General features: G+C 64.6%; 18 protein-coding genes. 10 read left to right on the forward strand and 8 right to left on the reverse strand.

All coding sequences use genetic code 11. The annotated features are described in order from the left end of the window. Positions 1 to 63 precede the first annotated feature (63 nt). The gene (locus tag B7X65_RS07035; protein ID WP_293593584.1) at positions 64 to 1134 is read right to left on the reverse strand and encodes an AI-2E family transporter; all 1071 of its coding nucleotides are present in this window, start codon (positions 1132 to 1134) and stop codon (positions 64 to 66) included. A gap of 94 nt (positions 1135 to 1228) precedes the next feature. On the opposite strand from B7X65_RS07035, the gene purM reads away from it, so the two are divergent. From purM to B7X65_RS07050, 3 genes are all read left to right on the forward strand, one after another. After that, entirely contained in the window at positions 1229 to 2269 is a 1041-nt protein-coding gene (gene purM / locus B7X65_RS07040) for a phosphoribosylformylglycinamidine cyclo-ligase (protein WP_293593585.1), read from the forward strand. A 61-nt stretch (positions 2270 to 2330) separates the two neighbouring features. Further along, positions 2331 to 3554, forward strand: coding sequence for an MFS transporter (locus B7X65_RS07045; protein WP_293593586.1), 1224 nt, complete (start codon positions 2331 to 2333; stop codon positions 3552 to 3554). Positions 3555 to 3669: 115 nt separating this feature from the next. Further along, on the forward strand, positions 3670 to 4602 hold the full coding sequence (locus B7X65_RS07050) for a ParA family protein (protein WP_293593587.1): 933 nt from the start codon (positions 3670 to 3672) through the stop codon (positions 4600 to 4602). 194 nt (positions 4603 to 4796) lie between these two features. Here B7X65_RS07050 and B7X65_RS07055 read toward each other — a convergent pair whose 3' ends face one another. The 3 genes from B7X65_RS07055 to B7X65_RS07065 are packed head-to-tail and all read right to left on the reverse strand — an operon-like array spanning position 4797 to position 8254. Then, the gene (locus B7X65_RS07055; protein WP_293593588.1) at positions 4797 to 5648 is read right to left on the reverse strand and encodes a tetratricopeptide repeat protein; all 852 of its coding nucleotides are present in this window, start codon (positions 5646 to 5648) and stop codon (positions 4797 to 4799) included. Positions 5649 to 5703: 55 nt separating this feature from the next. Further along, positions 5704 to 7269 (reverse strand): murein biosynthesis integral membrane protein MurJ, encoded by a 1566-nt coding sequence (murJ, locus tag B7X65_RS07060; RefSeq protein WP_293593589.1) that lies wholly within the window; start codon positions 7267 to 7269, stop codon positions 5704 to 5706. A gap of 40 nt (positions 7270 to 7309) precedes the next feature. Further along, positions 7310 to 8254, reverse strand: coding sequence for an alpha/beta hydrolase (locus B7X65_RS07065; RefSeq protein ID WP_293593590.1), 945 nt, complete (start codon positions 8252 to 8254; stop codon positions 7310 to 7312). A 107-nt stretch (positions 8255 to 8361) separates the two neighbouring features. On the opposite strand from B7X65_RS07065, the gene B7X65_RS07070 reads away from it, so the two are divergent. Continuing rightward, the gene (locus B7X65_RS07070; RefSeq protein ID WP_293593591.1) at positions 8362 to 9096 is read left to right on the forward strand and encodes a helix-turn-helix transcriptional regulator; all 735 of its coding nucleotides are present in this window, start codon (positions 8362 to 8364) and stop codon (positions 9094 to 9096) included. A 137-nt stretch (positions 9097 to 9233) separates the two neighbouring features. Continuing rightward, positions 9234 to 9542 carry a 30S ribosomal protein S20 gene (rpsT, locus tag B7X65_RS07075; protein ID WP_096667998.1) on the forward strand — a complete coding sequence of 103 codons (309 nt, stop codon included), beginning with the start codon at positions 9234 to 9236 and terminating at the stop codon, positions 9540 to 9542. 288 nt (positions 9543 to 9830) lie between these two features. On the opposite strand, the gene B7X65_RS07080 is transcribed toward rpsT, so the two are convergent. Then, entirely contained in the window at positions 9831 to 10142 is a 312-nt protein-coding gene (locus B7X65_RS07080; RefSeq protein WP_293593592.1) for a DUF3579 domain-containing protein, read from the reverse strand. Positions 10143 to 10375: 233 nt separating this feature from the next. Between B7X65_RS07080 and B7X65_RS07085 the strand changes: the two genes are divergently transcribed. Together B7X65_RS07085 and argF are read left to right on the forward strand one after the other, a co-directional pair. Next, positions 10376 to 11599: an aspartate aminotransferase family protein gene (locus B7X65_RS07085; RefSeq protein ID WP_293593593.1), complete on the forward strand. Its 1224-nt coding sequence runs from the start codon at positions 10376 to 10378 to the stop codon at positions 11597 to 11599. Continuing rightward, a complete protein-coding gene (gene argF, locus B7X65_RS07090; protein ID WP_293593594.1) occupies positions 11596 to 12531 on the forward strand; it encodes an ornithine carbamoyltransferase in 936 nt (311 codons plus the stop codon). The genes B7X65_RS07085 and argF overlap by 4 nt, the downstream gene beginning before the upstream one ends. Before the next feature lie 494 nt (positions 12532 to 13025). Here argF and B7X65_RS07095 read toward each other — a convergent pair whose 3' ends face one another. Continuing rightward, on the reverse strand, positions 13026 to 13781 hold the full coding sequence (locus B7X65_RS07095; RefSeq protein WP_293593595.1) for an SDR family oxidoreductase: 756 nt from the start codon (positions 13779 to 13781) through the stop codon (positions 13026 to 13028). A gap of 217 nt (positions 13782 to 13998) precedes the next feature. Between B7X65_RS07095 and kynB the strand changes: the two genes are divergently transcribed. From kynB to kynA, 3 genes are read left to right on the forward strand one after another with little or no spacing between them, the layout of a single operon-like run. Next, positions 13999 to 14691, forward strand: a complete 693-nt coding sequence (gene kynB / locus B7X65_RS07100) for an arylformamidase (RefSeq protein ID WP_293593596.1) — start codon at positions 13999 to 14001, stop codon at positions 14689 to 14691. Further along, positions 14688 to 15965, forward strand: a complete 1278-nt coding sequence (gene kynU, locus B7X65_RS07105; protein WP_293593597.1) for a kynureninase — start codon at positions 14688 to 14690, stop codon at positions 15963 to 15965. The genes kynB and kynU overlap by 4 nt, the downstream gene beginning before the upstream one ends. A 2-nt stretch (positions 15966 to 15967) precedes the next feature. Beyond that, entirely contained in the window at positions 15968 to 16807 is an 840-nt protein-coding gene (gene kynA / locus B7X65_RS07110) for a tryptophan 2,3-dioxygenase (RefSeq protein ID WP_293593598.1), read from the forward strand. Between the two features lie 551 nt (positions 16808 to 17358). Here the strand turns inward: kynA and B7X65_RS07115 are convergent. Continuing rightward, positions 17359 to 18540 carry an FAD-dependent monooxygenase gene (locus tag B7X65_RS07115; RefSeq protein WP_293593599.1) on the reverse strand — a complete coding sequence of 394 codons (1182 nt, stop codon included), beginning with the start codon at positions 18538 to 18540 and terminating at the stop codon, positions 17359 to 17361. Continuing rightward, complete coding sequence (locus tag B7X65_RS07120; RefSeq protein WP_293593600.1) at positions 18540 to 21425, reverse strand: aconitate hydratase; 2886 nt, start codon at positions 21423 to 21425, stop codon at positions 18540 to 18542. Before B7X65_RS07120 ends, B7X65_RS07115 begins: the two co-directional genes overlap by 1 nt. Positions 21426 to 21429: the final 4 nt, after the last annotated feature.

A 21429-nucleotide genomic window follows, 5' to 3' on the forward strand; every position in this document is an offset into this window, starting at 1 on the left:
TATTCGTGCAAGGGGCAGCGCACCACCGAAGGTACACGAAGTGACAAGCGTGGGGGCCATGTTCTAGCCTTGATACAGCTTGCTGGCCATGTAGCCGGCGCGCACGCGACGAATGCCGACCAGCAGCACGGCGCTGGCCGGCAAGGCAATCAACACGCCGAGAAAGCCAAACAGCTGCCCGAAAGCCAGCAGGGCAAAAATGACGGCCAGCGGGTGCAGGCCGATACGCTCACCGACCAGCCGCGGCGTCAGGTACAAACTCTCGACCAGTTGCCCCGCGCCGTACACGCCGGCGACCACCAGCACGCCATACAGGCCACCGAACTGGAGGACGCCGGCCAGCAGCGCCAGCACCAGCCCCAGCCCGAAGCCCAGGTAGGGAATAAAAAACGCCAGGCCGGTGAAAACACCGACCGGCACGGCCAGGTCGAACCCGAACAGCGCCAGCGCCACGCTGAAATAGATCGCCAGCACGCCCATGACCAGCAACTGGCCACGCAGGTACTGACCGAGCACAGCATCCGCCTCGTCCATGAAGCTGTCAAATGAAGCGCGCAGCTTGGGCGGCACCAGCTCGACCACGAGGCCGACGAAGCGGCCCCAGTCCTTGAGCAGGAAAAACAGGGCCACCGGAATCAGCACGGCATTGCCCACGATGGCCAGCGCCACGCTGCCGCCCAGCTTGAGCGAAGACAGGACCGAGCCGAAGGCATCTTCAAAGTTGGCACTGAGGTACTTCACGACAAAGGCCTTGATGCTGGCCACATCCAGCGCCACGGTGATGCCGAACTGCGCCAGCCACGGCCCCAGGGCGTTGTTGACACGATCGGCCAGCAGCGGCAACTGCTCGCGCAGCAGCGGCAGTTCCTTGGCAAAAATCGGCACCACCAGCAGCAGGATGGACAGCAAGACCAGGATGAACAGGGTCTCCACGATCAGGACGGCCAGCACGCGCGGCATCCGTCCGCGACCCAGGCCGTCGAGCCAGTTCACCACCGGCGTCAGCACATAGGCCAGCACGGCACCCACCACAAAAGGCGTGAGCACCGGCCCCAGCAGCCACAACGCCAGCATCACCAGGGCCGCGATCAGGCACCAGGCGGCTGTACGTTTTTGGGCAGAAGTAAATTGCATGCAGGCGGACGGGGGTGAACCCTTAGAATCTTGGCTTGGATTCTATCGGGCTTGCATGTCCGTCCCGCCGGCCCCTTCCCACCACTCAAGCAGCATGACCACCTCCTCCTCTTCCCCCCTGAGCTACAAAGACGCCGGCGTTGACATCGACGCGGGCGACGCCCTGGTTGAACGCATCAAGCCCCTGGCCAGGAAAACCATGCGCGAAGGCGTGCTGGCCGGCATCGGCGGCTTTGGCGCGCTGTTCGAGGTGCCCAAACGCTACAAGGAGCCGGTGCTGGTCAGCGGCACCGACGGCGTGGGCACCAAGCTGCGCCTGGCGTTCGAATGGGCCATGCACGACACCGTGGGCATCGACCTGGTGGCCATGAGCGTCAACGACGTGCTGGTGCAGGGCGCCGAGCCGCTGTTTTTTCTGGACTACTTCGCCTGCGGCAAGCTTGATGTGGACACCGCCGCAGCCGTGGTCGGCGGCATTGCCAAAGGCTGCGAACTCAGCGGTTGCGCACTGATAGGCGGCGAAACCGCCGAAATGCCGGGCATGTACCCCGAGGGCGAATACGACCTGGCCGGTTTTGCGGTCGGTGCCGTTGAAAAGTCCAAAATCCTGACCGGCAAGGATGTCAAGCCCGGCGACGTGGTGCTGGGCCTGGCCAGCAGCGGCGTGCATTCCAACGGTTTCAGCCTGGTGCGCAAATGTATCGAACGCGCCGGCGCCGACCTGCCCGCCACGCTGGACGGCAAACCCTTCAGGCAGGCCCTGATGGAGCCGACCCGCCTGTACGTGAAAAACGTGCTGGCCGCCCTGGCCGCCCACCCGATCAAGGCGCTGGCCCACATCACCGGCGGCGGCCTGCTGGAAAACATTCCGCGCGTGTTGCCCGAAGGCACGGCCGCCCATCTGAAAAAGGGCAGCTGGCCGCAGACCGAGCTGTTTGCCTGGCTGCAGAAAACCGCCGCCATCTCCGACTTCGAGATGAACCGCACCTTCAACAACGGCATCGGCATGGTGGTGGTGGTGGATGCCGCCAGCGCCCTGGCCACCGCAAAAACCCTGCGCGACGCCGGCGAGCAGGTGTATGAAATCGGTGTGATTGCACCTCAGGGCGACGGCGCCGCGGTCGCGGTCAGCTAGAACCAGGCCCCAGGACGCAAGGCACGGGGCAGGCGCTACAGACCGCACGGACAACCCCGCCATGCCCGGCACACCCCCCATCCCGCCACGGCGGCTTCCGGCCGCCATCTGGGCACTGGGTTTTGTCAGCCTGCTGATGGACATCTCCTCCGAGATGATCCACAGCCTGCTGCCTGTCTTCATGGTGACGGTGCTGGGCACCAGCATGTGGGCCGTCGGCCTGATTGAAGGTGTAGCCGAGGCCACGGCCCTGATCGTCAAGGTCTTCTCGGGCGTGCTCAGCGACTACTGGGGCCGGCGCAAGCCGCTGGCGGTGCTGGGTTACGGCCTGGGCGCCGCCTCCAAACCCCTGTTTGCGCTGGCCACCACCACCGGCATGGTGCTGGCCGCCCGCCTGATCGACCGTACCGGAAAAGGCATACGCGGCGCGCCGCGTGACGCGCTGGTAGCCGATCTGGCCCCGCCCGGCATGCGCGGTGCGGCCTTCGGGCTGCGCCAGTCGCTCGACACCGTGGGCGCTTTTGTCGGGCCGCTGCTCGCCATGGGCCTGATGCTGCTCTGGGCCAACGACTTCCGGGCGATTTTCTGGGTCGCCATGGTTCCGGGTTTCATGGCGGTGGCCTTGCTGCTGTTCGGCGTACAGGAGGCTGCGCCGGCACAGGACAAAACCGCGGCGCCACGCCGCAACCCGATCAGCCGGGACGAGTTGCGGCGGCTGGGCGCCCCGTACTGGCGCGTGGTCGTGATTGGCGCCGTCTTCACCCTCGCGCGTTTCAGCGAAGCCTTTCTGGTGCTGCGCGCGCTGCAGGGCGGCCTGCCCATCGCCTGGACGCCGCTGGTGCTGATCGGCATGAACGTCGTTTACGCCCTGGGCGCCTACCCCTTCGGCAAGCTGTCGGACCAGATGAGCCACACCAGGCTGCTGGCAGCGGGGCTGGTGGTGCTGATCGCCGCCGATGTGGTGCTGGCCTCGGGCAACCACTGGACCTTTGTCTGGGCCGGCATTGCGCTGTGGGGCCTGCACATGGCGATGACCCAGGGCCTGCTGGCCACCATGGTGGCCGACGCCGCACCGGCCGACCTGCGCGGTACCGCCTTCGGGTTTTTCAACCTGATGAGCGGCCTGGCCATGCTGCTGGCCAGCACGGTGGCCGGGGTCTTGTGGGACCAGCTGGGCGCCCCGGTGACCTTTGTGGCGGGTGCGGTCTTCAGCCTGGCGGCGTTGGCGCTGCTGGGGTGCTGGCGCGGGGCGCGGGTCCGCGATGCGGCCGCGGCCTCCCCCTGAATAAGACTTTTTTGCTACAAAAATACTAGCTGCTTGCGCCCGCATTCATTGGGCAGACTGGACTTTTGAGGCAATTTGTATCAAACTGTTCCTTCTACCCGATTCTGGAGCGTTCATGCCGGTCATCGCAGTCGTCAACCGCAAGGGGGGCAGTGGCAAAAGCACACTGGCCGCCCACATCGCGGCATGGTGCGCGCGCAATGGCAGCTCCGTCATGCTTGGCGACGTGGACCGACAGCAGTCGGCGCGTGCCTGGTTGAAACGGCGCGACGGCTCGCTGCCGGCCATCGCGCCCTGGGCGGTGGACCAGAAAAACATGTTGCGTGTGCCGACCGGCATCACCCACGTCGTGCTCGACACCCCCGGCGGCATGCACGGCTTTGAACTCGCTCGCGTCGTGATGTTTGCCGACGCCATCGTGATGCCGGTGTGCAACTCGATGTTCGACCGCGAATCGGCCGAAGCCTGCCACGCCGAACTGATGACCATGCCGCGCGTGGCCAGCGGCCGCTGCCGCCTGGCGGTGGTCGGCATGCGTATCGACGGGCGCACCAATGCCGCGCAAACCCTCGAAGAATGGTCGGAATCGCTGGGCGTGCCTTTTCTGGGCGCCCTGCGCGAAACGCAGCTTTACGTGCGCAGCCTGGAGCGCGGCCTGACGATTTTTGACCTGCAGCCCCAGTTGGCCGCTGCAGATCTGGCCCAGTGGGCGCCCATCCTTCAGTGGCTCAAGCCCCAGCTCTACCCGCCCCAAGCCGCCAACGACGGGGCAGGCGTGGTGCGCCCCCCGGCACGCACCCTGGCGCCCAAAGGTGCGGCATCACCCTTGAAAGCGCCCGGCGAAGTGGTGTCCAAACGGCTGGGTTCGCTGCCGGGCAGCCTGATGCCGGCCCAGGAGTCCATGGTCCAGGGCGGCCGCATGTCCACCCTGAGCGCCGGTCGCACCACCCCCGCCCCGGCGAGCCCCCCGGTCGCCCCCACCCTGGTCCGCCCCGCACGCGCAGCCGACAGCCCGCAGATTCCACAGTTTTTGAAACGCAGCGGTTAGCAGAGCCCCCACGGTTGCTCACTGCGTGTAGCGCCCGAGGCCTTGCAGGCCGCGGCTCGCGAGACGCTTCGCCTCTGTCGCCTGTCCAAAGCTGCTCAAGCAGCTTTGGAGCCGCAGGCTCCAGCCCCTCGGCCCATGCTCGAAAAAATCCCCCGCGATCACTTGCTGCGTGCGGCCCCGCACCAGCCATCCGGTCAGCTTTTCTGGCGCCGCAAGCGGGCCAGGCGGTCGGCGATGACGTCGAGGTCCAGTGCGTCTTCGGCATGCGCGATGTAGGTCTCCAGGTCCGGCACGGCGCGTCCGGCCTCACCCTGCTCGGCCAGCGCCAGGCCGCGATCGCGGTACTCGGGCCAGGAATCGGGATGCAGCACGATCAGCCTGTCCTGCACGGCGATCAACCGCGGCCAGTCCTGCTGGGTCTTGTGGATTTCCTTGAGGTTGCGCAGCATGCGGCTGATGATGTCGCGCGCCGGCACCGACTGCAGGTACAGGCCGATCGGCACCTCGAAGTCGTCCACCAAGCCGCTGCGCTGGCGAAACGGCTCGAGCCGTTCGGCCAGCTCTTCACGGCTCAGCGACTGGCCGGTAAAGGGGTCGATCACCACCTGGCCCTTGGGCAGGTTGACCTTGACCATGAAATGGCCCGGAAAAGCAATGCCGCGGGCATTGAGCCCGACACCGCCGGCCAGTTCCAGCCAGAGCACCGCCAGCGAGATCGGAATGCCGCGCCGGGTTTTCAGCACAGCGTTCAGGTAGCTGTTGTCGGGATCGTAATAATCATTGACGTTGCCCCCGAAGTTCAGATCGCGGAAGAAGAACTGGTTCAGCGCCCGCAGCCGCTGCAGGGCCGAGGCGTCCGACGGCAAGCGGCGCTTGAGGCGGGCCAGCAGCTGGTCCACATCGCCGAGCACCTGCTCCACATCCAGATCAGGGTACTCGTCCTGGGCCACACTGACCGCCGCTTCCAGCAGCGGAAAATGCTCATCGCTTTGCACCAGGCTGGCAAAGTACTGCAGGGGCGACGGAACATCGAGATTGAGAGGCATGCCGCTACTTTCTCACAAAGCGTCGGCCGACGCGAGTGCCAGCGCCGGAAAACCGTCAGCGCCGCATCAACTTTCGCACTTTCAGGCCGGTGGCCCAAAGTGCTCCGAAATAAATAGCAGCTGACGCAAGCAGGACAAGGGCCAGCAACCCGATTCGCTTGAAGGCTTCGGCCCGCAACCCGGTCCAGCTGACAGCCTGGGCGGACCACATCAAAAAGACCGCAAGCAGCGCCGTGGCGGCCAGCACCTGCAACAAGAACATGCCCCAGCCGGGCGACGGCTTGTAGCTGCCGCGCTGGCGCAGGCCGATCAGCAGCCAGAGCGCATTGATCAGCGCGCCTATGCCGATGGCCAGGGCCAGCCCGGCGTGTTGCAGCAGCGGCACAAAGGCCAGGTTGAGCAGCTGCGTGATCACCAGCACCACCAGCGCAATTTTCACGGGCGTGCGGATGTCCTGGCTCGCGTAAAAACCGGGCGCCAGCACCTTGATGGCCACCAGGCCCACCAGGCCGGCACCGTAGCCCATCAGCGCCGTCGTGGTCTGCTGCACATCGCGGTCGGTGAAGGCGCCATAGTGGTACAGCGTGGCCACCAGCGGCTGGGCAAAGGTCAGCAGCGCGACAGCGCTCGGCACGGCCATCAGCACGACGATGCGCAGGCCCCAGTCCAGCATGGCGGAATAGGCGTCACCGTCGCCCGCGGCCTTGGCGGCGGCCAACTGCGGCATCAGCACCACCCCGATGGCCACACCCAGCATGGCGGTGGGAAACTCCATCAGGCGGTCCGCGTAGGTCAGCCAGCTGACGCTGCCGGGCGTCAGGTGCGAGGCGATCTGGGTGTTGATGATGGTGGAGACATGCGCCACGCTGACCCCCAGTAGCGCCGGCATCATCAGGCGGGCGATGTTTTTGGTGTCGGGGTCGGCCCAGGCGTTGCGGATGGCCGTCCAGCCCAGGCCCATGCGCGGCAACATGCCGATCCGCAGCAGGGCCGGCACCTGCACCGCCAGCTGCAGGGCTCCGCCCAACATCACGCCGGCGCCCATCGCGTAAATCGGCTCAATGCCCAGGGTCTTGAGCCAGGGCGCACCGAACCAGGCCGCGCCAATCATGGAGAGGTTCAGCAGCACCGGTGTGGCGGCCGGCACGGCAAAACGCTTCCAGGTGTTCAAAATGCCGGCCGACAGGGCCACCAGCGACATGAAACCGATGTAGGGGAACATCCAGCGCGTCATGAATACCGCCGCTTCGAAACCGCGCGGCTCCTGCTTGAGCCCGCTGGCCATCAGCCAGACCAGCACCGGGGCCGCCGCCACCCCGATCACACAGGTCAGCAGCAGCGCCCAGGCCAGCAGGGTGGCGACCCGGTTGACCAGCACCTGGGTGGCCGCCTCGCCGTGCTGGGCCTTGCTGGCGGCCAGCACCGGCACAAACGCCTGGCTGAATGCGCCCTCGGCAAACAGGCGACGGAACAGGTTGGGAATGCGGAAAGCGACGTTGAAGGCGTCCGTCATGGCGCTGGCGCCAAACGTCGAGGCCACCAGCAGCTCCCGCACCAGACCGGTGATCCGGGAAACCAGCGTGAACAGGGAAACGGTGGACGCGGATTTGAAAAGTGACACAACGGGAGTTTAAGGCCCACGCTCCGGGTTCAGCGCTTCCCTAACGCTGCGTGGAAAAGTCCGCCAGGAAACCGGCGTACAGCTGTGCCGTTGACTTCGGCGCCTCCATCATTGGCAAGTGTCCCACCCCTTGCAGCACCTGGATGCGGGAGTTTTTCAGGCGCGTATGCACCACGTCCGCACCTGAAACATCAAACAGACGATCATCGCCGCCCCATAACGTCAGGTTGGGCTGTTTCAAGGCGCCAATGTGCGCATCCAGAAGGTAGCGGTCTTTCAATTGCTCCGTCCATAGACGGACATTCGACGGTGCATTGCGCAGTGCATCGGCCTGCGTCGCCTGCAGGATGGGATACGGCAGGAAAGGGCGTTGGTTGAACAGCAGCGACATCATCTGCTCAAACTCAACCGTGTTGTGCGCAATCAGGGGCGTCTTGCCGGCATCGATCCATCCGTCCATCTCGCTGGGCCTGGGCGTCTTGATGCCGTGCGGCGCACCGATAAAGGCAACACTTGCCACGCGCGCTGGATAACGGATGGCAAACAGCGCCGCCAGGGTGCCGCCCATCGAATTTCCAGCCAGGTGCACCCGCTGGATACCAAGTACATCCAACAGAGCCTTCAGGCGCTCTGTTTGGCTGGCGTAGTCATAGCTCTGATCCGGCAGCCTGCCGCTTTCCCCGAAGCCAGGCAGGTCGGGTGCAATCACCTGATAGCGGCGGGTCAGGGGCCTTGCAAAGTCAACCCAATGATCCTTCTCGGCAAAAATGCCATGCAGCAAGACGACCGGCTCGCCGCTTCCGCCAACAAGATAATGGATCTCATGCGCGCCCACTGATACCGTTTTTTCCGAGAGACCGGACAATTCACGGTTCAGGCTCAACAACGGTTGCACAAATGCGCCAGGCAAGCTGTAGTACATCAACACCGTCGCGGCAAGCAATAAAAACAGAAATGCAGACCATGCAGGAACAAGACGTTTCAAGGAAGTCTCCGTGTAATGGGGATGTGGATCCATACCGCTGGCCAGGGGGGACGAGCAGCGTTCGGGAGAATACAGAAAGCATGACGAAAAACTTGTACGTTTAGGCTATGCGCGCAACCAATACCCTGACGCTCGGCGCCAACCGGGCTCTGTATGTGGGCGAGTTGCCGGCAACGGGTTGGCACCGCCATGCGTCGCCGGTGCTGCTGATGGGGCTGTCGGGCCGCTTCGCGGTGCAATTGCCCAACCAGCACCCCCAGACCTGCAACAGCGCGCTGATCAACACCGGTGTGGAACATGTATTCGACCCCTGCGGCGAACATGTCGCACTCATGTACCTTGAGCCAGACTCTGTGGAAGCACGGGGTCTGCGCACCCATTTTCAGGTGGAAGGCGGGGTGATTTTCGAGCCAGCTGTGCGGGTGACCTCGCGCAGCCGCATGGATGCGCATTTGCGTACCTTCGATGTGCATTCGCTGCTGCAATTGACCTGCCACCAGGTCGCGCCGATCGACGCGCGGGTCGCCCGCGGCCTGCTCGCCTTGCGCACGCAGCGCGAGGGACCGCTCGGCCGTGACTGCGCCGGGGCCGCCGCACACTTGTCGGCCTCACGCTTTAACCACTTGTTCCGCGCTGAAATGGGCGTGAGTTTTCGCAGCTACCGCGTATGGTCCCAGGTACGCTCCGCCATGGTCGGGCTGACAACAAGCAGCAACCTGACCCATGCCGCATTGCACGGCGGGTTTGTGGATTCCTCACACTTCAGCCGCATGTTCCGCCAAACCTTCGGCATGACACCGTCCAGCGTGCTCAAGCCACTGAAGGATGTCAGCCTGATTTAGGCAGATGCCGGGAGCCCTGTGCGCCCCGGATCACAGGCCCGGACGGGCTTTAAGGCGGCACATTGAGGGAAGTTATATAATGGTGGGCTTTGCTAAGCATCATCCGCAGACCCTTCCTCATTTAAAGGAACACTTATATGGCTACCGCCAAACCCAAGAAAAAGAACCCCCGCCTGGCCTCCGGCCGCAAACGCGTCCGCCAGGACAGCAAACTCAACGCCGCCAACACCTCGCTGCGTTCGAAATACCGCACCGCCGTGAAAAACGTCGAAAAAGCTGTCGCCGCCGGCGACAAGACCAAAGCCACCGAACTCTTCGCCAAGGCGCAGAGCATTGTGGACACGATCGCCGACAAGGGCATCTTCCACAAAAACAAGGCAGCACGCGACAAGAGCCGCCTGTCCACCAAGGTCAAGGCACTCGCCCTGGCCACTCCCGCCGCGTAAAACCCACCGCCTGAGCAATCAGGCAACCCGCCCGGACTGATCTTCAGTTCGCCGTTCTGCAGGGTGCGCTGCCAGCAAAGCAAAAAAGCCGTCTTTCGACGGCTTTTTTGTTTTGCGCTTCAGTCCCGGAGGACAAGCCAGAAAGCGTAGCGAGCGGGCGCGAAGCAAGGCGCACGGAGCGCAGGCACCGGAATGTACTTTGGGTACATGAGGATGACGACGAAAAGGGAGACGGGCCCCTTTTCATTCCCGTCAGGCGCAACGCTTCATCGCGCCCGCGCAGTAGCTTTATGGCTTGTCCGGAATCAGGCAGGCCTCGGCGATCTGCAGGTCATTGTCCTTGGCGAAATTGATCGCAAAGTCCCAGGCCATGGGCTCGGCGTCGCGCAGGTCGCTGTTGACCACCACACATTTGACGCCGTTGATCACCGTGGGCACACACCACGGGGAATAGGTCAGATGGCTGCCGGGCTGCGGGCCACCGGGGCGAAACTGGCTCATCACCCCGCACAGCCGGTCCGCCCAGTCGCTGGGGCGAAAGGTTTTGCCGTCGCGGGTGATGCCTTGAATGAAGACTTCTTTGGCGGTGTTGGAGACCATCGGGTGGAGGGTTTTGGCGTGCCCGGGGCCAGGATCGAGCCCCATGTTGCAGCGCACAACGATTCTATCTTATATAAGACTGAGGCCAGCTTACCTGACTTCCGACTGCACGCATGGCTGTGATGCAGGATCTTCACCAAAGGCCGCAGGGTCTGCGCCTAAAATCACTTCAGAACCGCCGATCCCATCGCGGTTTCCTGTTTTTTCAGTCCCCGTTTTTCCGGAGTTCCCTCATGACCGCTGCCCTTCCCAAGCACATCGAAGCCGCTTCCCCCCACGTGATGAACACCTACGGCCGCCTGCCGATAGCCTTGTCGCATGGCCAGGGCTGCCGCGTCTGGGATGTCAACGGCAAGGAATACCTGGACGCGCTGGGCGGCATTGCGGTCAACACCCTGGGCCACAACCACCCCAAGCTGGTGCCGGCCCTGCAGGACCAGATTGCCAAGATCATCCACAGCTCCAACTACTACCACGTGCCCAACCAGGAAGTGCTGGCGGCCAAGCTGGTCGAGCTGTCGGGCCTGGAAAACGTCTTTTTCTGCTCCACCGGCCTCGAAGCCAATGAGGCCGCGCTGAAGCTGGCGCGCAAGTTCGGCCACGACAAGGGCATCGAACGCCCAGAAATCGTGGTGTACGAAAAAGCCTTTCATGGCCGCAGCATTGCCACACTGAGCGCCACCGGCAATCCCAAGGTGCAGGCCGGTTTTGGTCCGCTGGTCGAAGGGTTCATCCGCGTGCCGCTCAACGACGTGGCCGCGCTGGAAACCGCCACGGCCGGCAACCCGAATGTGGTGGCCGTCTTTTTTGAAGCCATCCAGGGCGAAGGCGGCGTCAACCCGATGGACGCCGACTACCTGCGGCAAGTGCGCGCCCTGTGCGACGAGCGCGACTGGCTGCTGATGATTGATGAAGTGCAGTGCGGCATGGGCCGCACCGGCAAGTGGTTCGCGCACCAGTGGGCCGGCATCAAGCCGGACGTGATGCCGCTGGCCAAAGGCCTGGGCTCGGGCGTACCGATAGGCGCCGTCGTGGCAGGCCCGAAAGCGGCCCACATCTTTGCCCCCGGCAACCACGGCACCACCTTCGGCGGCAACCCGCTGGCCATGCGCGCCGGGGTGGAGACCATCCGGATCATGGAAGAAGAAGGCCTGCTGGCCAACGCCGCCAAGGTGGGCGCACACCTGAAGTTGGCCCTTGGCCGCGAACTGGCCGCCGAGCTGGCTTCGGGCACGGTCAAGGAAGTCCGCGGCATGGGCCTGATGCTGGGCATCGACCTGGCCAAACCCTGCGGCGACCTGGTCAAACGCGCTGCCGACAAGGGCCTCCTGATCAGTGTGACGGCCGACAGTGTGATCCGGCTGGTGCCGCCGCTGATCATCACGCAAGCCGAGGCTGACGAAGTCGTGGCCATTCTGTGCCCGCTGATCAAGCAGTTGCTGGCGGAAAAACCATGAGCACCCCGGTCAACACCGCAATCCGCCACTACCTGCAGTTCAGCGACTTCAATGCCGCCGAATATGCCTACGTCTTCGAGCGCGCCGCCCTGATCAAGAAAAAATTCAAGGCCTACGACAAACACCAGCCGCTGGTGGACCGCACGCTGGCCATGATTTTCGAAAAAGCCTCGACCCGCACCCGCGTGAGTTTTGAAGCCGGCATGTACCAGCTGGGCGGCAGCGTGGTGCACCTGACCACCGGCGACAGCCAGCTGGGCCGCGCCGAGCCGATCGAGGATAGCGCCAAGGTCATCAGCCGCATGGTGGACCTGGTGATGATCCGCACCTACGAACAGACCAAGATCGAGCTGTTTGCCGAACACTCGCGCGTACCGGTGATCAACGGCCTGACCAACGAGTTCCACCCCTGCCAGATCCTGGCAGACATCTTCACTTACATCGAGCACCGCGGCAGCATCAAGGGCAAGACAGTCGCCTGGGTCGGTGACGGCAACAACATGGCCAACACCTGGCTGCAGGCCAGCGAGATCCTCGGCTTCAAGGTGCACCTGAGCACACCGACCGGTTACGAGGTGGACCAGTCGGTGGCCGGCATCCGCTCGGCCGACAGCTACAAGGTCTTCAAGGACCCGATGCAGGCCTGCGCCGGCGCCGACCTGGTCACCACCGACGTCTGGACCAGCATGGGTTACGAAGCCGAGAACGAAGAGCGCAAAAAGGCGTTTGCCGACTGGTGCGTGGACAGCGACATGATGAAGGCCGCCAAACCCGACGCCCTCTTCATGCATTGCCTGCCGGCGCACCGCGGGGAAGAGGTCGAAGCCGAGGTGATCGACGGGCCGCAGTCCGTTGTCTGGGATGAAGCCGAAAACCGGCTGCACGTGCAGAAGGCCTTGATGGAGTTTTTGCTGCTGGGCAAGGTGGGATAAGTCCATTGAGGCATCACGCTCCGTCCCCGGTTCACTTCGGGCAGTAGTGTCAACTCCCCACTCCCGCCCCTAACCCCTCCCTCGCCCCGCTGGGCGATGGAGGGGGACTTCATTTGGCCGCGTGTACTGCAAGCACGTGCAAACATGACGGCCACGTTCTCCGACATGACGCGCGTAGCGCGTCATGTCTCTCCGTACCCGAACCCGCATTCGTTTCCCCCACCCGTCGGGCTGGGCCGAGGAGCGCAGGCAAAAGCGGATCAGGGCTGGCGTTGTTTGAGCCGAAGGCGAGTTTAGCCAGACCCCGCTTTTGCCGAGCACCACAGGTTGCCCGCAGCGAAGCGAAGGGACCCAGACCATCGGGTCGCCTTTCTTTTCCTTAGGTTTCTTTGGCGAAGCAAAGAAAAGTAAGTCGCCCGCCGGGGCGAGTCCCGGCTTGCTGGCACACCACAGCAGCTGGCGTGAAAAGGTGACTGCGCCTTCAGCCCTACGGACTAGCCGCGCCCCACAAATGGCATCTTCGTCGCCATGATGGTCATGAACTGCACATTGGTCGCCAGCGGCAACGCGGCCATGTGTACCACCGCGTCGGCCACATGGTTCACGTCCATCAAGGGTTCGATCGCAATTTCGCCATTGGCCTGCGGCACACCCTTGGCCATGCGCGCGGCCATCTCGGTCTGGGCGTTGCCGATGTCGATCTGCCCGCAGGCGATGTCGTATTGGCGGCAGTCGAGCGAGATCGACTTGGTCAGGCCGGTGATTGCGTGTTTGGTGGCGGTATAGGGCGCCGAGTGGGGACGCGGTGCGTGCGCCGAGATCGAGCCGTTGTTGATGATGCGGCCGCCCTGCGGCGACTGCGCCTTCATCAGGCGGATGGCCTGCTGCGCGCACAGGAAGGAGCCGGTCAGGTTGATGTTGACGACGTTTTGCCATTGCTCGAACGTCAATTCTTCCATGGGCACGGCGGGCGCACCGACGCCGGCGTTGTTGAACAGCAGGTCCAGGCGGCCAAAGGCGGCGTGAACCTTGTCGAAGGCCGCACGCACCGCGTCGGGGTTGCTGACATCGCAGGGCACGGCGAGTGCCCTGTCGCCAGCGGCGGACGCCTGGGCTACCTCGTTCAAAGGCTCCACGCGCCGGCCCACGAGCGCCACGCGGTAACCCTCACGCAGCAGCGCCAGCGCCACCGTCTTGCCAATGCCGGTGCCTGCGCCGGTAACGAGTGCAACCTTGCCGTTTGATGTCATGGGTGAGCCTTTGTCTCTGGATGTTGTGGAGGAAAGGACGGCCTGCCAGCACGTGGCCCCGCCCTGCGCAGATTGTGCCCCAGCAACACCGGTGGCGCTGGCGCCCGGGTGCCGCAGCAGGCGGCGTCCCGGGCAACTGCTTTAGGTTTCAACTATTTTGAAAAGCTGTTGGAAATTACCGACACCACGCCATTTGCAGCAGTGCTACCTTTGCGCGATGACGTCCCGCGCCACCCCTGCACCCACTGAACACGCTGCCGCCCGGCCGCGGAAAATCTGGGACATCTCGCCCGCCGTGGACGAGCAGGCCGCCGTGTTTCCGGGCGACGCAGCGTATTCGCAGAAGCTGCACTTTGCGCTCTCGCCCGGCTGCCCGGTCAATGTCAACACCCTCACCTTCTCGCCGCACACCGGCGCCCATGCCGATGCCCCCATGCACTATGCCAACGGCGCGCCGGCCATTGGCGCCGTGGATCTGCAGCCCTACCTCGGGCCCTGCCGCGTGATCCACTGCCTGGACTGCGGGCCGCTGGTGGAGCCGCAGCACATCGCCCACGCGCTGGAAAACCTGCCCGCGCGCGTGTTGCTGCGCACGGCCGCGGCCGCCAGCCAGTCCTGGGCATCGTTTACGGCGATTGCGCCCGCCACGCTTGCGCTGTTAGCTACAAAAAACATAGCACTCATCGGCATCGACACGCCCAGCGTGGACCCCGCCACCAGCCAGGACCTGCCCAGCCACCACCTGCTGCTCAAGCACGATCTGCGCGTGCTGGAAAACCTGGTGCTCGACGAGGTGCCGGAAGGCGACTACGAGCTGATTGCCCTGCCTCTCAAACTGACAAAAGCCGACGCCTCGCCCGTTCGCGCCGTGCTGCGCGAACTGCCCGGGAACGGCGCTGGAAACCCATGACCACACTTAATGACTGCCGCGCGCTCGACGCTCGCAACGCGCTGCGCCCGCTGCGCGACCACTTTGTGCTGCCCGAGGGCGTGATTTACCTCGACGGCAACTCCCTGGGCGTGTTGCCCAGAAGCACGGCGGCACGTGTGGCCGAAGTCATCACGCGCGAATGGGGCCAGGACCTGATCCGCGCCTGGAACAGCGCCGGCTGGTTTACCCTGCCGCAGCGCCTGGGCGACAGGATTGCGTCGCTGATTGGCGCCGGGCCGGGCGAGGTGGTCGCCACCGACAGCACCTCGGTCAATCTGTACAAGGTCCTCAGCGCGGCCCTGAACATGGCCGCCGAAGATGCACCGGCAAAAAAAGTGATCGTCAGTGAACGCAGCAACTTCCCGACCGATCTCTACATTGCCGAGGGCCTGTGCCGCGAGCGCGGCTACCGCTTGCAGCTGGTCGAGCCTGAGGAAATCACTGCCGCATTGACGCAAGACGCCGCCGTGCTGATGCTGACCCATGTGAACTACCGCACCGGCGCCATGCACGACATGGCGGCGCTCACCAGCGCCGCCCATGCGGCGGGTGTTCTGGTGGTGTGGGACCTGGCGCACAGCGCGGGCGCCGTGCCGGTGGACCTGCAGGGCGCCAACGCCGACTTTGCCATCGGCTGCGGCTACAAATACCTCAATGGCGGCCCCGGCGCACCGGCTTTCGTCTGGGTGCATCCCCGGCACGCCGACCGTTTCCGCCAACCGCTGTCCGGCTGGTGGGGCCATGCCGCGCCGTTCGAGTTCACGCCCGACTACCAGCCCGCCCCCGGGATCACGCGTTACCTGTGCGGCACCCAGCCCATCCTGAGCCTGGCCGCGCTCGAGTGCGGGCTGGAGGTGTTCGGCGCCGCGGACGCCCTCGGTGGCATGGGTGCGCTGCGGACCAAGTCGCTGGCACTGACCGACCTGTTCATCACGCTGGTGGAAGAACGTTGCGCCGGCCATGGACTGGGACTGGCGACACCCCGCGAGCATGCGGAGCGCGGCTCACAGGTCTGCCTCTCGCGCAGCGAAGGCGCCTACGCCATCGTGCAAGCGCTGATTGCGCGCGGCGTGATCGGCGACTTCCGGGCCGGCTCCGGCGACGGCCGGCATCCGGATATCCTGCGCTTCGGCTTCACGCCGCTGTACATCGGGTTTGAGGATGTCTGGCATGCGGTCGAGCATTTGAAGCAGGTGCTGGAAACCGGCGAGTGGCAACGCCCCGAATTCAACCAGAAACACGCGGTGACCTGACCATGACCACCCCCGAAAACATCGTCACCGACGAAAAAGCCAAGCTCGATTTCAGCCGCGACATGAGTTACGGCGATTACCTCCAGCTCGATGCGATTCTTGGCGCGCAGAAGCCGCTTTCCCCCGCGCACGACGAGCTGCTGTTCATCGTCCAGCACCAGACCAGCGAACTCTGGATGAAGCTGATGCTGCACGAGCTGGGCGCAGCGATTGCGAACGTGGCTAAGGACGAACTCGGCGACGCCTTCAAGAAACTCGCACGCGTCAGCCGCATCATGGAGCAACTGGTACACGCCTGGGACGTGCTGGCGACCATGACCCCGCCCGAGTACAGCGCGATACGCCCCTACCTCGCCAACTCCAGCGGCTTCCAGAGCGCGCAATACCGCTGCATCGAGTTTGCCCTCGGCAACAAGAACGCCGCCATGCTCAAGCCGCACGCACATCGCCCCGATTTGCTGGCGCAGGTGCAGGCCGCCTTTGAAGCGCCGTCGCTCTATGACGAAGCCCTGCGCCTGCTGGCACGCCGCGGCCTGCCCGTGCCGATCAGCCACACGCAGCGCGACTGGACCCGGGCTTACGTGGAAAGCGACGCGGTCGAACAAGCCTGGCTGGTGGTCTACCGCGACCCCAAACAGTACTGGGACCTGTACCAGCTCGGCGAAGAACTCACCGACCTCGAAGACGCGTTCAGGCTCTGGCGCTTTCGCCATGTGACGACGGTGGAACGTGTGATCGGCTTCAAGCGCGGGACGGGTGGCACCGGTGGCGTGAGTTATCTGCGCAAGATGCTGGATGTGGTGTTGTTTCCGGAGATCTGGAAACTGCGGACCAATTTGTAAGACAAATAGGGTCCTAGCCCTTTTCCTGCGGTCGCCAGTAGCTATTTAATTGATAGCGATATCGGCATCACGCTGCTTTCGCGGCGTGCGCAGGCACAGTAGGGTCTAACTCCCCACTCCCACCCCTAACCCCTCCCTCGCCCCGCTGGGCGATGGAGGGGGACTTCATTTGGTCGCGTGTGCTGCGCCCGCGTGCAAACATGACGGTCCCGTACTCCGACGATGACGCGCAAAGCGCGTCATCGTCTCCCCGAATCCGTATCCGTCCCCGCATTGGTCCCCCCACCCGTCGGGCTGGGCCGAGGAGCGCAGCCGAAAACGGATCAGGGCGAGCGATTGTCTGAGCGCAGCGAGTTCGAGCTCGACCCCGTTTTCGGCGAGCACCGTAGGTTGCCCGTAGCGAAGCGAAGGGTCCCAGACCATCGGGTCGCCTTTTCTTTGGTGACTTTCTTTTGGCGACGCAAAAGAAAGTTACTTGCCGCCGGGCAACTCGGTGGATTGCCAGGATGGACCCGGATCGAATCCGGGGCGACAGCGAAAACGGGATCCGGTCAGGGCCCGCCATAGAGCCACGGCACATCCAGCAAACGCTCCCCCAGCAGCTTCATCGACGCATCCCGCCCCAGCCGGACTACCCCATCCGCATGAAAAATCTGCCCGTTGCGGATGGCGCGCGCCTGTACCCGGGCGTTGCGCTGCCAGCGGTTCAGCGCGTAACGGCCCAGCAGCGTCGGTACGTCGAAGGCCGGGTCCAGCGCCTGCGCCAGCATGCGCCCGAGTTCGGCGGCGTCTTCGATGGCCATGCCCGCGCCTTGGGCGAGGTAGGGGCGCATGGGGTGGGCCGCGTCGCCGAGCAGGGCAACGCGGCCCAGCGCGTGCTGGTACGCACCCTGCATGGGCGGCCGGTCGCACAGTGCCCAGAGCCGCCACGCAGGAATCGCCCGCACCAGGTCCTGCAGCGGCGCGCAGCTGCCGGCCAGCGCGGCGTGCAGGCCGGCGCCATCGGTACCCTGGTCCCAGTTGTCGAGATCACCCCCGGTGCGCCCTTCGACAATGCCCACCACGTTGAGCGACCTGCCGCCGCACACCGGGTACTGCACCACATGTAATTTCGGTCCCAACCAGGCCGTGACCTGGCCGGAGCGCAGGGTGTCGGGCAGGTCGGCCTGCGGCAACAGCGCGCGGTAGGCCACGTGGCCGGTGGCGCGTGGCGGCCCGTCGCCCAGCAGCCACTGGCGCACCGGGCTCCACAAGCCGTCAGCGCCGACCAGCACCTCGCCCTCGACGGGCGGGTCGTCACCGCTCTGCACGGTCACGGCTTCCAGGTTCTGCGTGAAGCGGTTCAAGGTCCGGTTGAGCTTGAGCGTCACACCGGCCTGCTGCACCGCGTCCAGCAGCAGGCCATGCAGGTCGGCGCGGTGCACCGTGGCGTAAGGCGCACCATAACGCTGCGCCATCACATCGCCGAGCCGCAGTACACCGAGGGTTTCGCCGGTCAGCGCGCTGCGCACTTCCAGGCGTTCGGGGAAAGCCGCCACACCGGCCAGCGCATCGGCCAGACCCCAGCCATGCAGCACCTTGACGACATTCGGGCCGAGCTGGATACCGGCGCCGACCTCACTGAACACCGATGCACGCTCGTACAGGCGCACGTCCCAGCCGGCGCGCGACACCGCCAGCGCCGCCGCCAGTCCGCCTATGCCGCCGCCGGCAATCAGGGCCTGCCGGAGCATCACGCCAGCAGTTGCCGGAGCACAAAAGGAAGAATGCCGCCGTGCCGGTAGTAGTCGACCTCGATCGGCGTGTCGATGCGCAGGATGACTTCGATCTCCTCGCGCGAACCGTCTTCGCGCGTGACCACCAGCCTGGCCCGGCTTTGCGGCTTGAGCTCGGGATCGGGCAACACGTCGATCACTTCCTTGCCCGTCAGGCGCAGGGTCTGCCATGAATCACCCGGCAGGAATTGCAGGGGCAATACCCCCATGCCAACCAGGTTGCTGCGATGGATGCGCTCGAAACTGCGCGCCACCACCGCCTTGATGCCGAGCAGCTGCGTGCCCTTGGCGGCCCAGTCGCGCGAGGAGCCGGTGCCGTATTCCTCACCGGCAAAAATCACCGTGGGCATGCCTTCGTTCATGTACTTCATGGCCGCGTCGTAGATGAACATCTTGTCGCCGCCCGGCTGGAACAGCGTGACACCGCCCTCCTCACGCGAGCCGTCGGGGCCGGCGGGAATCATCAGGTTCTTGATGCGCACATTGGCAAAGGTGCCGCGCATCATCACCTCGTGGTTGCCGCGGCGCGCGCCGTAGCTGTTGAAGTCGGCTTTCTGCACGCCGTGCGCCAGCAGCCATTGGCCGGCCGGCGAGCTGCCCTTGATGGAGCCGGCCGGCGAGATGTGGTCGGTGGTGATGGAGTCGCCGAACAGCGCCATGATGCGGGCACCCTTCACAGACACTGCATCTTTTTGGCCTGCAGCCCCCGTCCTCTCTGCGCGGGCAGCTACATTTTCCATAGCGAAGTCCTTGAAGAACGGCGGCTCGGCGATGTAGGTGCTGACGGGCCAGGTGTAGGCGGTGCCCGTCACCCCCTGGATCTTTTCCCACAGCTTGCCGGGCTCGGTCTTGACCTTGGCGTAGTTCTCGCGGAAGGCCTTGCCGTTCATCGCGAACTTCATGAGTTTGTAGATCTCGTCGCTGGTCGGCCAGATGTCGCCGAGGTAGACATCCTTGCCGCCCTTGCCCTTGCCGACCGGCTCGGTCATCAGGTCGCGCATCACCGTGCCGGCAATCGCATAAGCGACCACCAGCGGCGGGCTGGCCAGGAAGTTGGCCTTCAGGTTGGGATGGATGCGCGCCTCGAAATTACGGTTGCCCGACAGCACGGCGGCGCACACCAGGTCGCTCTTGTTGATGGCTTCGTTGATCTCGGGCGTCAGGTCACCGGCGTTGCCGATGCAGGTCGTGCAGCCGTAACCGGCCAGTGCAAAGCCGAGCTTTTCAAGGTAGGGCAGCAAGCCGGTATTGGTCAGGTACTCGGTGACAATGCGCGAGCCCGGCGCCAGCGAGGTCTTGATGTGCGGCTGCACCTTCAGCCCCGCTTCAACGGCTTTTTTGGCGAGCAGGCCGGCCGCCAGCAGCACGCTGGGGTTGGAGGTGTTGGTGCAGCTGGTGATGGCGGCAATCAGCACGTCGCCGTTGCCGATGGTGATGCCGCCGGCCTTGGGCGTGGCGGGCGCCGGGACGTCCGCGTGGGCCGTCTCCAGCGTGGGGCGGTTCGCCTCCATCTCGGCCACCATGCGCGGTGCACCTGCCGGCGTGGGCGGCACACCTGGCGTCGTGTCGGGGTGCGCCTGCCCGGCCTGCAAGAGCAGATGGCGCGTGGCCAGCATGGCGGCCGGCTGGTTGAAGCCGTTCTCGGCAATCGGCTTGCTGAACAGCGAGGCAAACTGGGTCGCCACCTGGCCCAGCTCGATCCGGTCCTGCGGGCGCTTGGGGCCGGCCAGGCTGGGCGTCACATCGCCGAGGTCGAGCTTGACCACCTGCGAGAAATCGATCTGGCCAGGCAGCGGCACACCGAACAGCCCCTGCGCACGGAAGTAGGCTTCGAAGGCCTCGATCTCGGCCTTGGTGCGACCGGTGCCAGTGAAGTAGTCAATGGTCTTTTCGTCCACCGGGAAGAAACCCATGGTCGCGCCGTATTCAGGCGCCATGTTGGCGATCGTCGCGCGGTCTGGCAGCGCCAGGGTACGCGTGCCTTCGCCGAAAAACTCGACAAACTTGCCGACCACTTTTTCCTTGCGTAAGGCCTCGGTCACACGCAGCACCAGGTCGGTGGCGGTAACGCCCTCGCGCAGCCGGCCGGTCAGCTCGAACCCGACCACGTCAGGCGTCAGCATGTAGACCGGCTGGCCCAGCATGGCGGCCTCGGCCTCGATGCCGCCCACGCCCCAACCGACGACACCGATGCCGTTGATCATGGTGGTGTGGCTGTCGGTGCCGACCAGCGTGTCGGGGTAATACACGCCGTCGGCACGTTTGTGCACGCCACGGGCCAAATACTCCAGGTTCACCTGGTGGACAATGCCGAAGCCCGGCGGCACGACACCGAAGGTGTCAAAGGCCTGCATGCCCCATTTCATGAACTGGTAACGCTCGTTGTTGCGCTGGAACTCCAGCTTCATGTTCAGGTCCAGCGAATTTTTCTTGCCATAGTGGTCCACCATGATGGAGTGGTCCACCACCAGGTCCACCGGCACCAGCGGCTCGATGGCCTTCGGGTTCTTGCCCAGCTTGATCGCCACGCTGCGCATCGCGGCCAGGTCGGCCAGCAGCGGCACACCGGTGAAGTCCTGCAGCACCACGCGCGAGACGACAAAGGGAATTTCCTCGGTGCGGTCGGCATTCGGGAACCAGTTGGCCAGCTGGCGCACATGTTCGGCGCTGACCTTCTCGCCGTCGCAGTTGCGCAGCACGGATTCGAGCACGATGCGCATGGACACCGGCAGGCGCGAGATTTTCGGGTACTGCTTGGCCAGCGCGGGCAAGGAGTAAAACCTGCCGGTCTTGCCTGACGCGGTGGTGAAGGTTTTCAGGGTCTTGGCGAACTCGTGGGCCATGGCG

The organism is Polaromonas sp. 39-63-25 (assembly GCF_002278925.1).
Classification (GTDB): Bacteria; Pseudomonadota; Gammaproteobacteria; order Burkholderiales; family Burkholderiaceae_C; genus Polaromonas.

Excerpts from the sequence above, each read along its gene's own strand:
- B7X65_RS07035 (WP_293593584.1), bottom strand. The coding sequence starts at position 1,134 with ATGCAATTTACTTCTGCCCAAAAACGTACAGCCGCCTGGTGCCTGATC.
- purM (WP_293593585.1), top strand. The coding sequence starts at position 1,229 with ATGACCACCTCCTCCTCTTCCCCCCTGAGCTACAAAGACGCCGGCGTT.
- B7X65_RS07045 (WP_293593586.1), top strand. The coding sequence starts at position 2,331 with ATGCCCGGCACACCCCCCATCCCGCCACGGCGGCTTCCGGCCGCCATC.
- B7X65_RS07050 (WP_293593587.1), top strand. The coding sequence starts at position 3,670 with ATGCCGGTCATCGCAGTCGTCAACCGCAAGGGGGGCAGTGGCAAAAGC.
- B7X65_RS07055 (WP_293593588.1), bottom strand. The coding sequence starts at position 5,648 with ATGCCTCTCAATCTCGATGTTCCGTCGCCCCTGCAGTACTTTGCCAGC.
- B7X65_RS07070 (WP_293593591.1), top strand. The coding sequence starts at position 8,362 with ATGCGCGCAACCAATACCCTGACGCTCGGCGCCAACCGGGCTCTGTAT.
- rpsT (WP_096667998.1), top strand. The coding sequence starts at position 9,234 with ATGGCTACCGCCAAACCCAAGAAAAAGAACCCCCGCCTGGCCTCCGGC.
- B7X65_RS07080 (WP_293593592.1), bottom strand. The coding sequence starts at position 10,142 with ATGGTCTCCAACACCGCCAAAGAAGTCTTCATTCAAGGCATCACCCGC.
- B7X65_RS07085 (WP_293593593.1), top strand. The coding sequence starts at position 10,376 with ATGACCGCTGCCCTTCCCAAGCACATCGAAGCCGCTTCCCCCCACGTG.
- argF (WP_293593594.1), top strand. The coding sequence starts at position 11,596 with ATGAGCACCCCGGTCAACACCGCAATCCGCCACTACCTGCAGTTCAGC.
- B7X65_RS07095 (WP_293593595.1), bottom strand. The coding sequence starts at position 13,781 with ATGACATCAAACGGCAAGGTTGCACTCGTTACCGGCGCAGGCACCGGC.
- kynB (WP_293593596.1), top strand. The coding sequence starts at position 13,999 with ATGACGTCCCGCGCCACCCCTGCACCCACTGAACACGCTGCCGCCCGG.
- kynU (WP_293593597.1), top strand. The coding sequence starts at position 14,688 with ATGACCACACTTAATGACTGCCGCGCGCTCGACGCTCGCAACGCGCTG.
- kynA (WP_293593598.1), top strand. The coding sequence starts at position 15,968 with ATGACCACCCCCGAAAACATCGTCACCGACGAAAAAGCCAAGCTCGAT.
- B7X65_RS07115 (WP_293593599.1), bottom strand. The coding sequence starts at position 18,540 with ATGCTCCGGCAGGCCCTGATTGCCGGCGGCGGCATAGGCGGACTGGCG.
- B7X65_RS07120 (WP_293593600.1), bottom strand. The coding sequence starts at position 21,425 with ATGGCCCACGAGTTCGCCAAGACCCTGAAAACCTTCACCACCGCGTCA.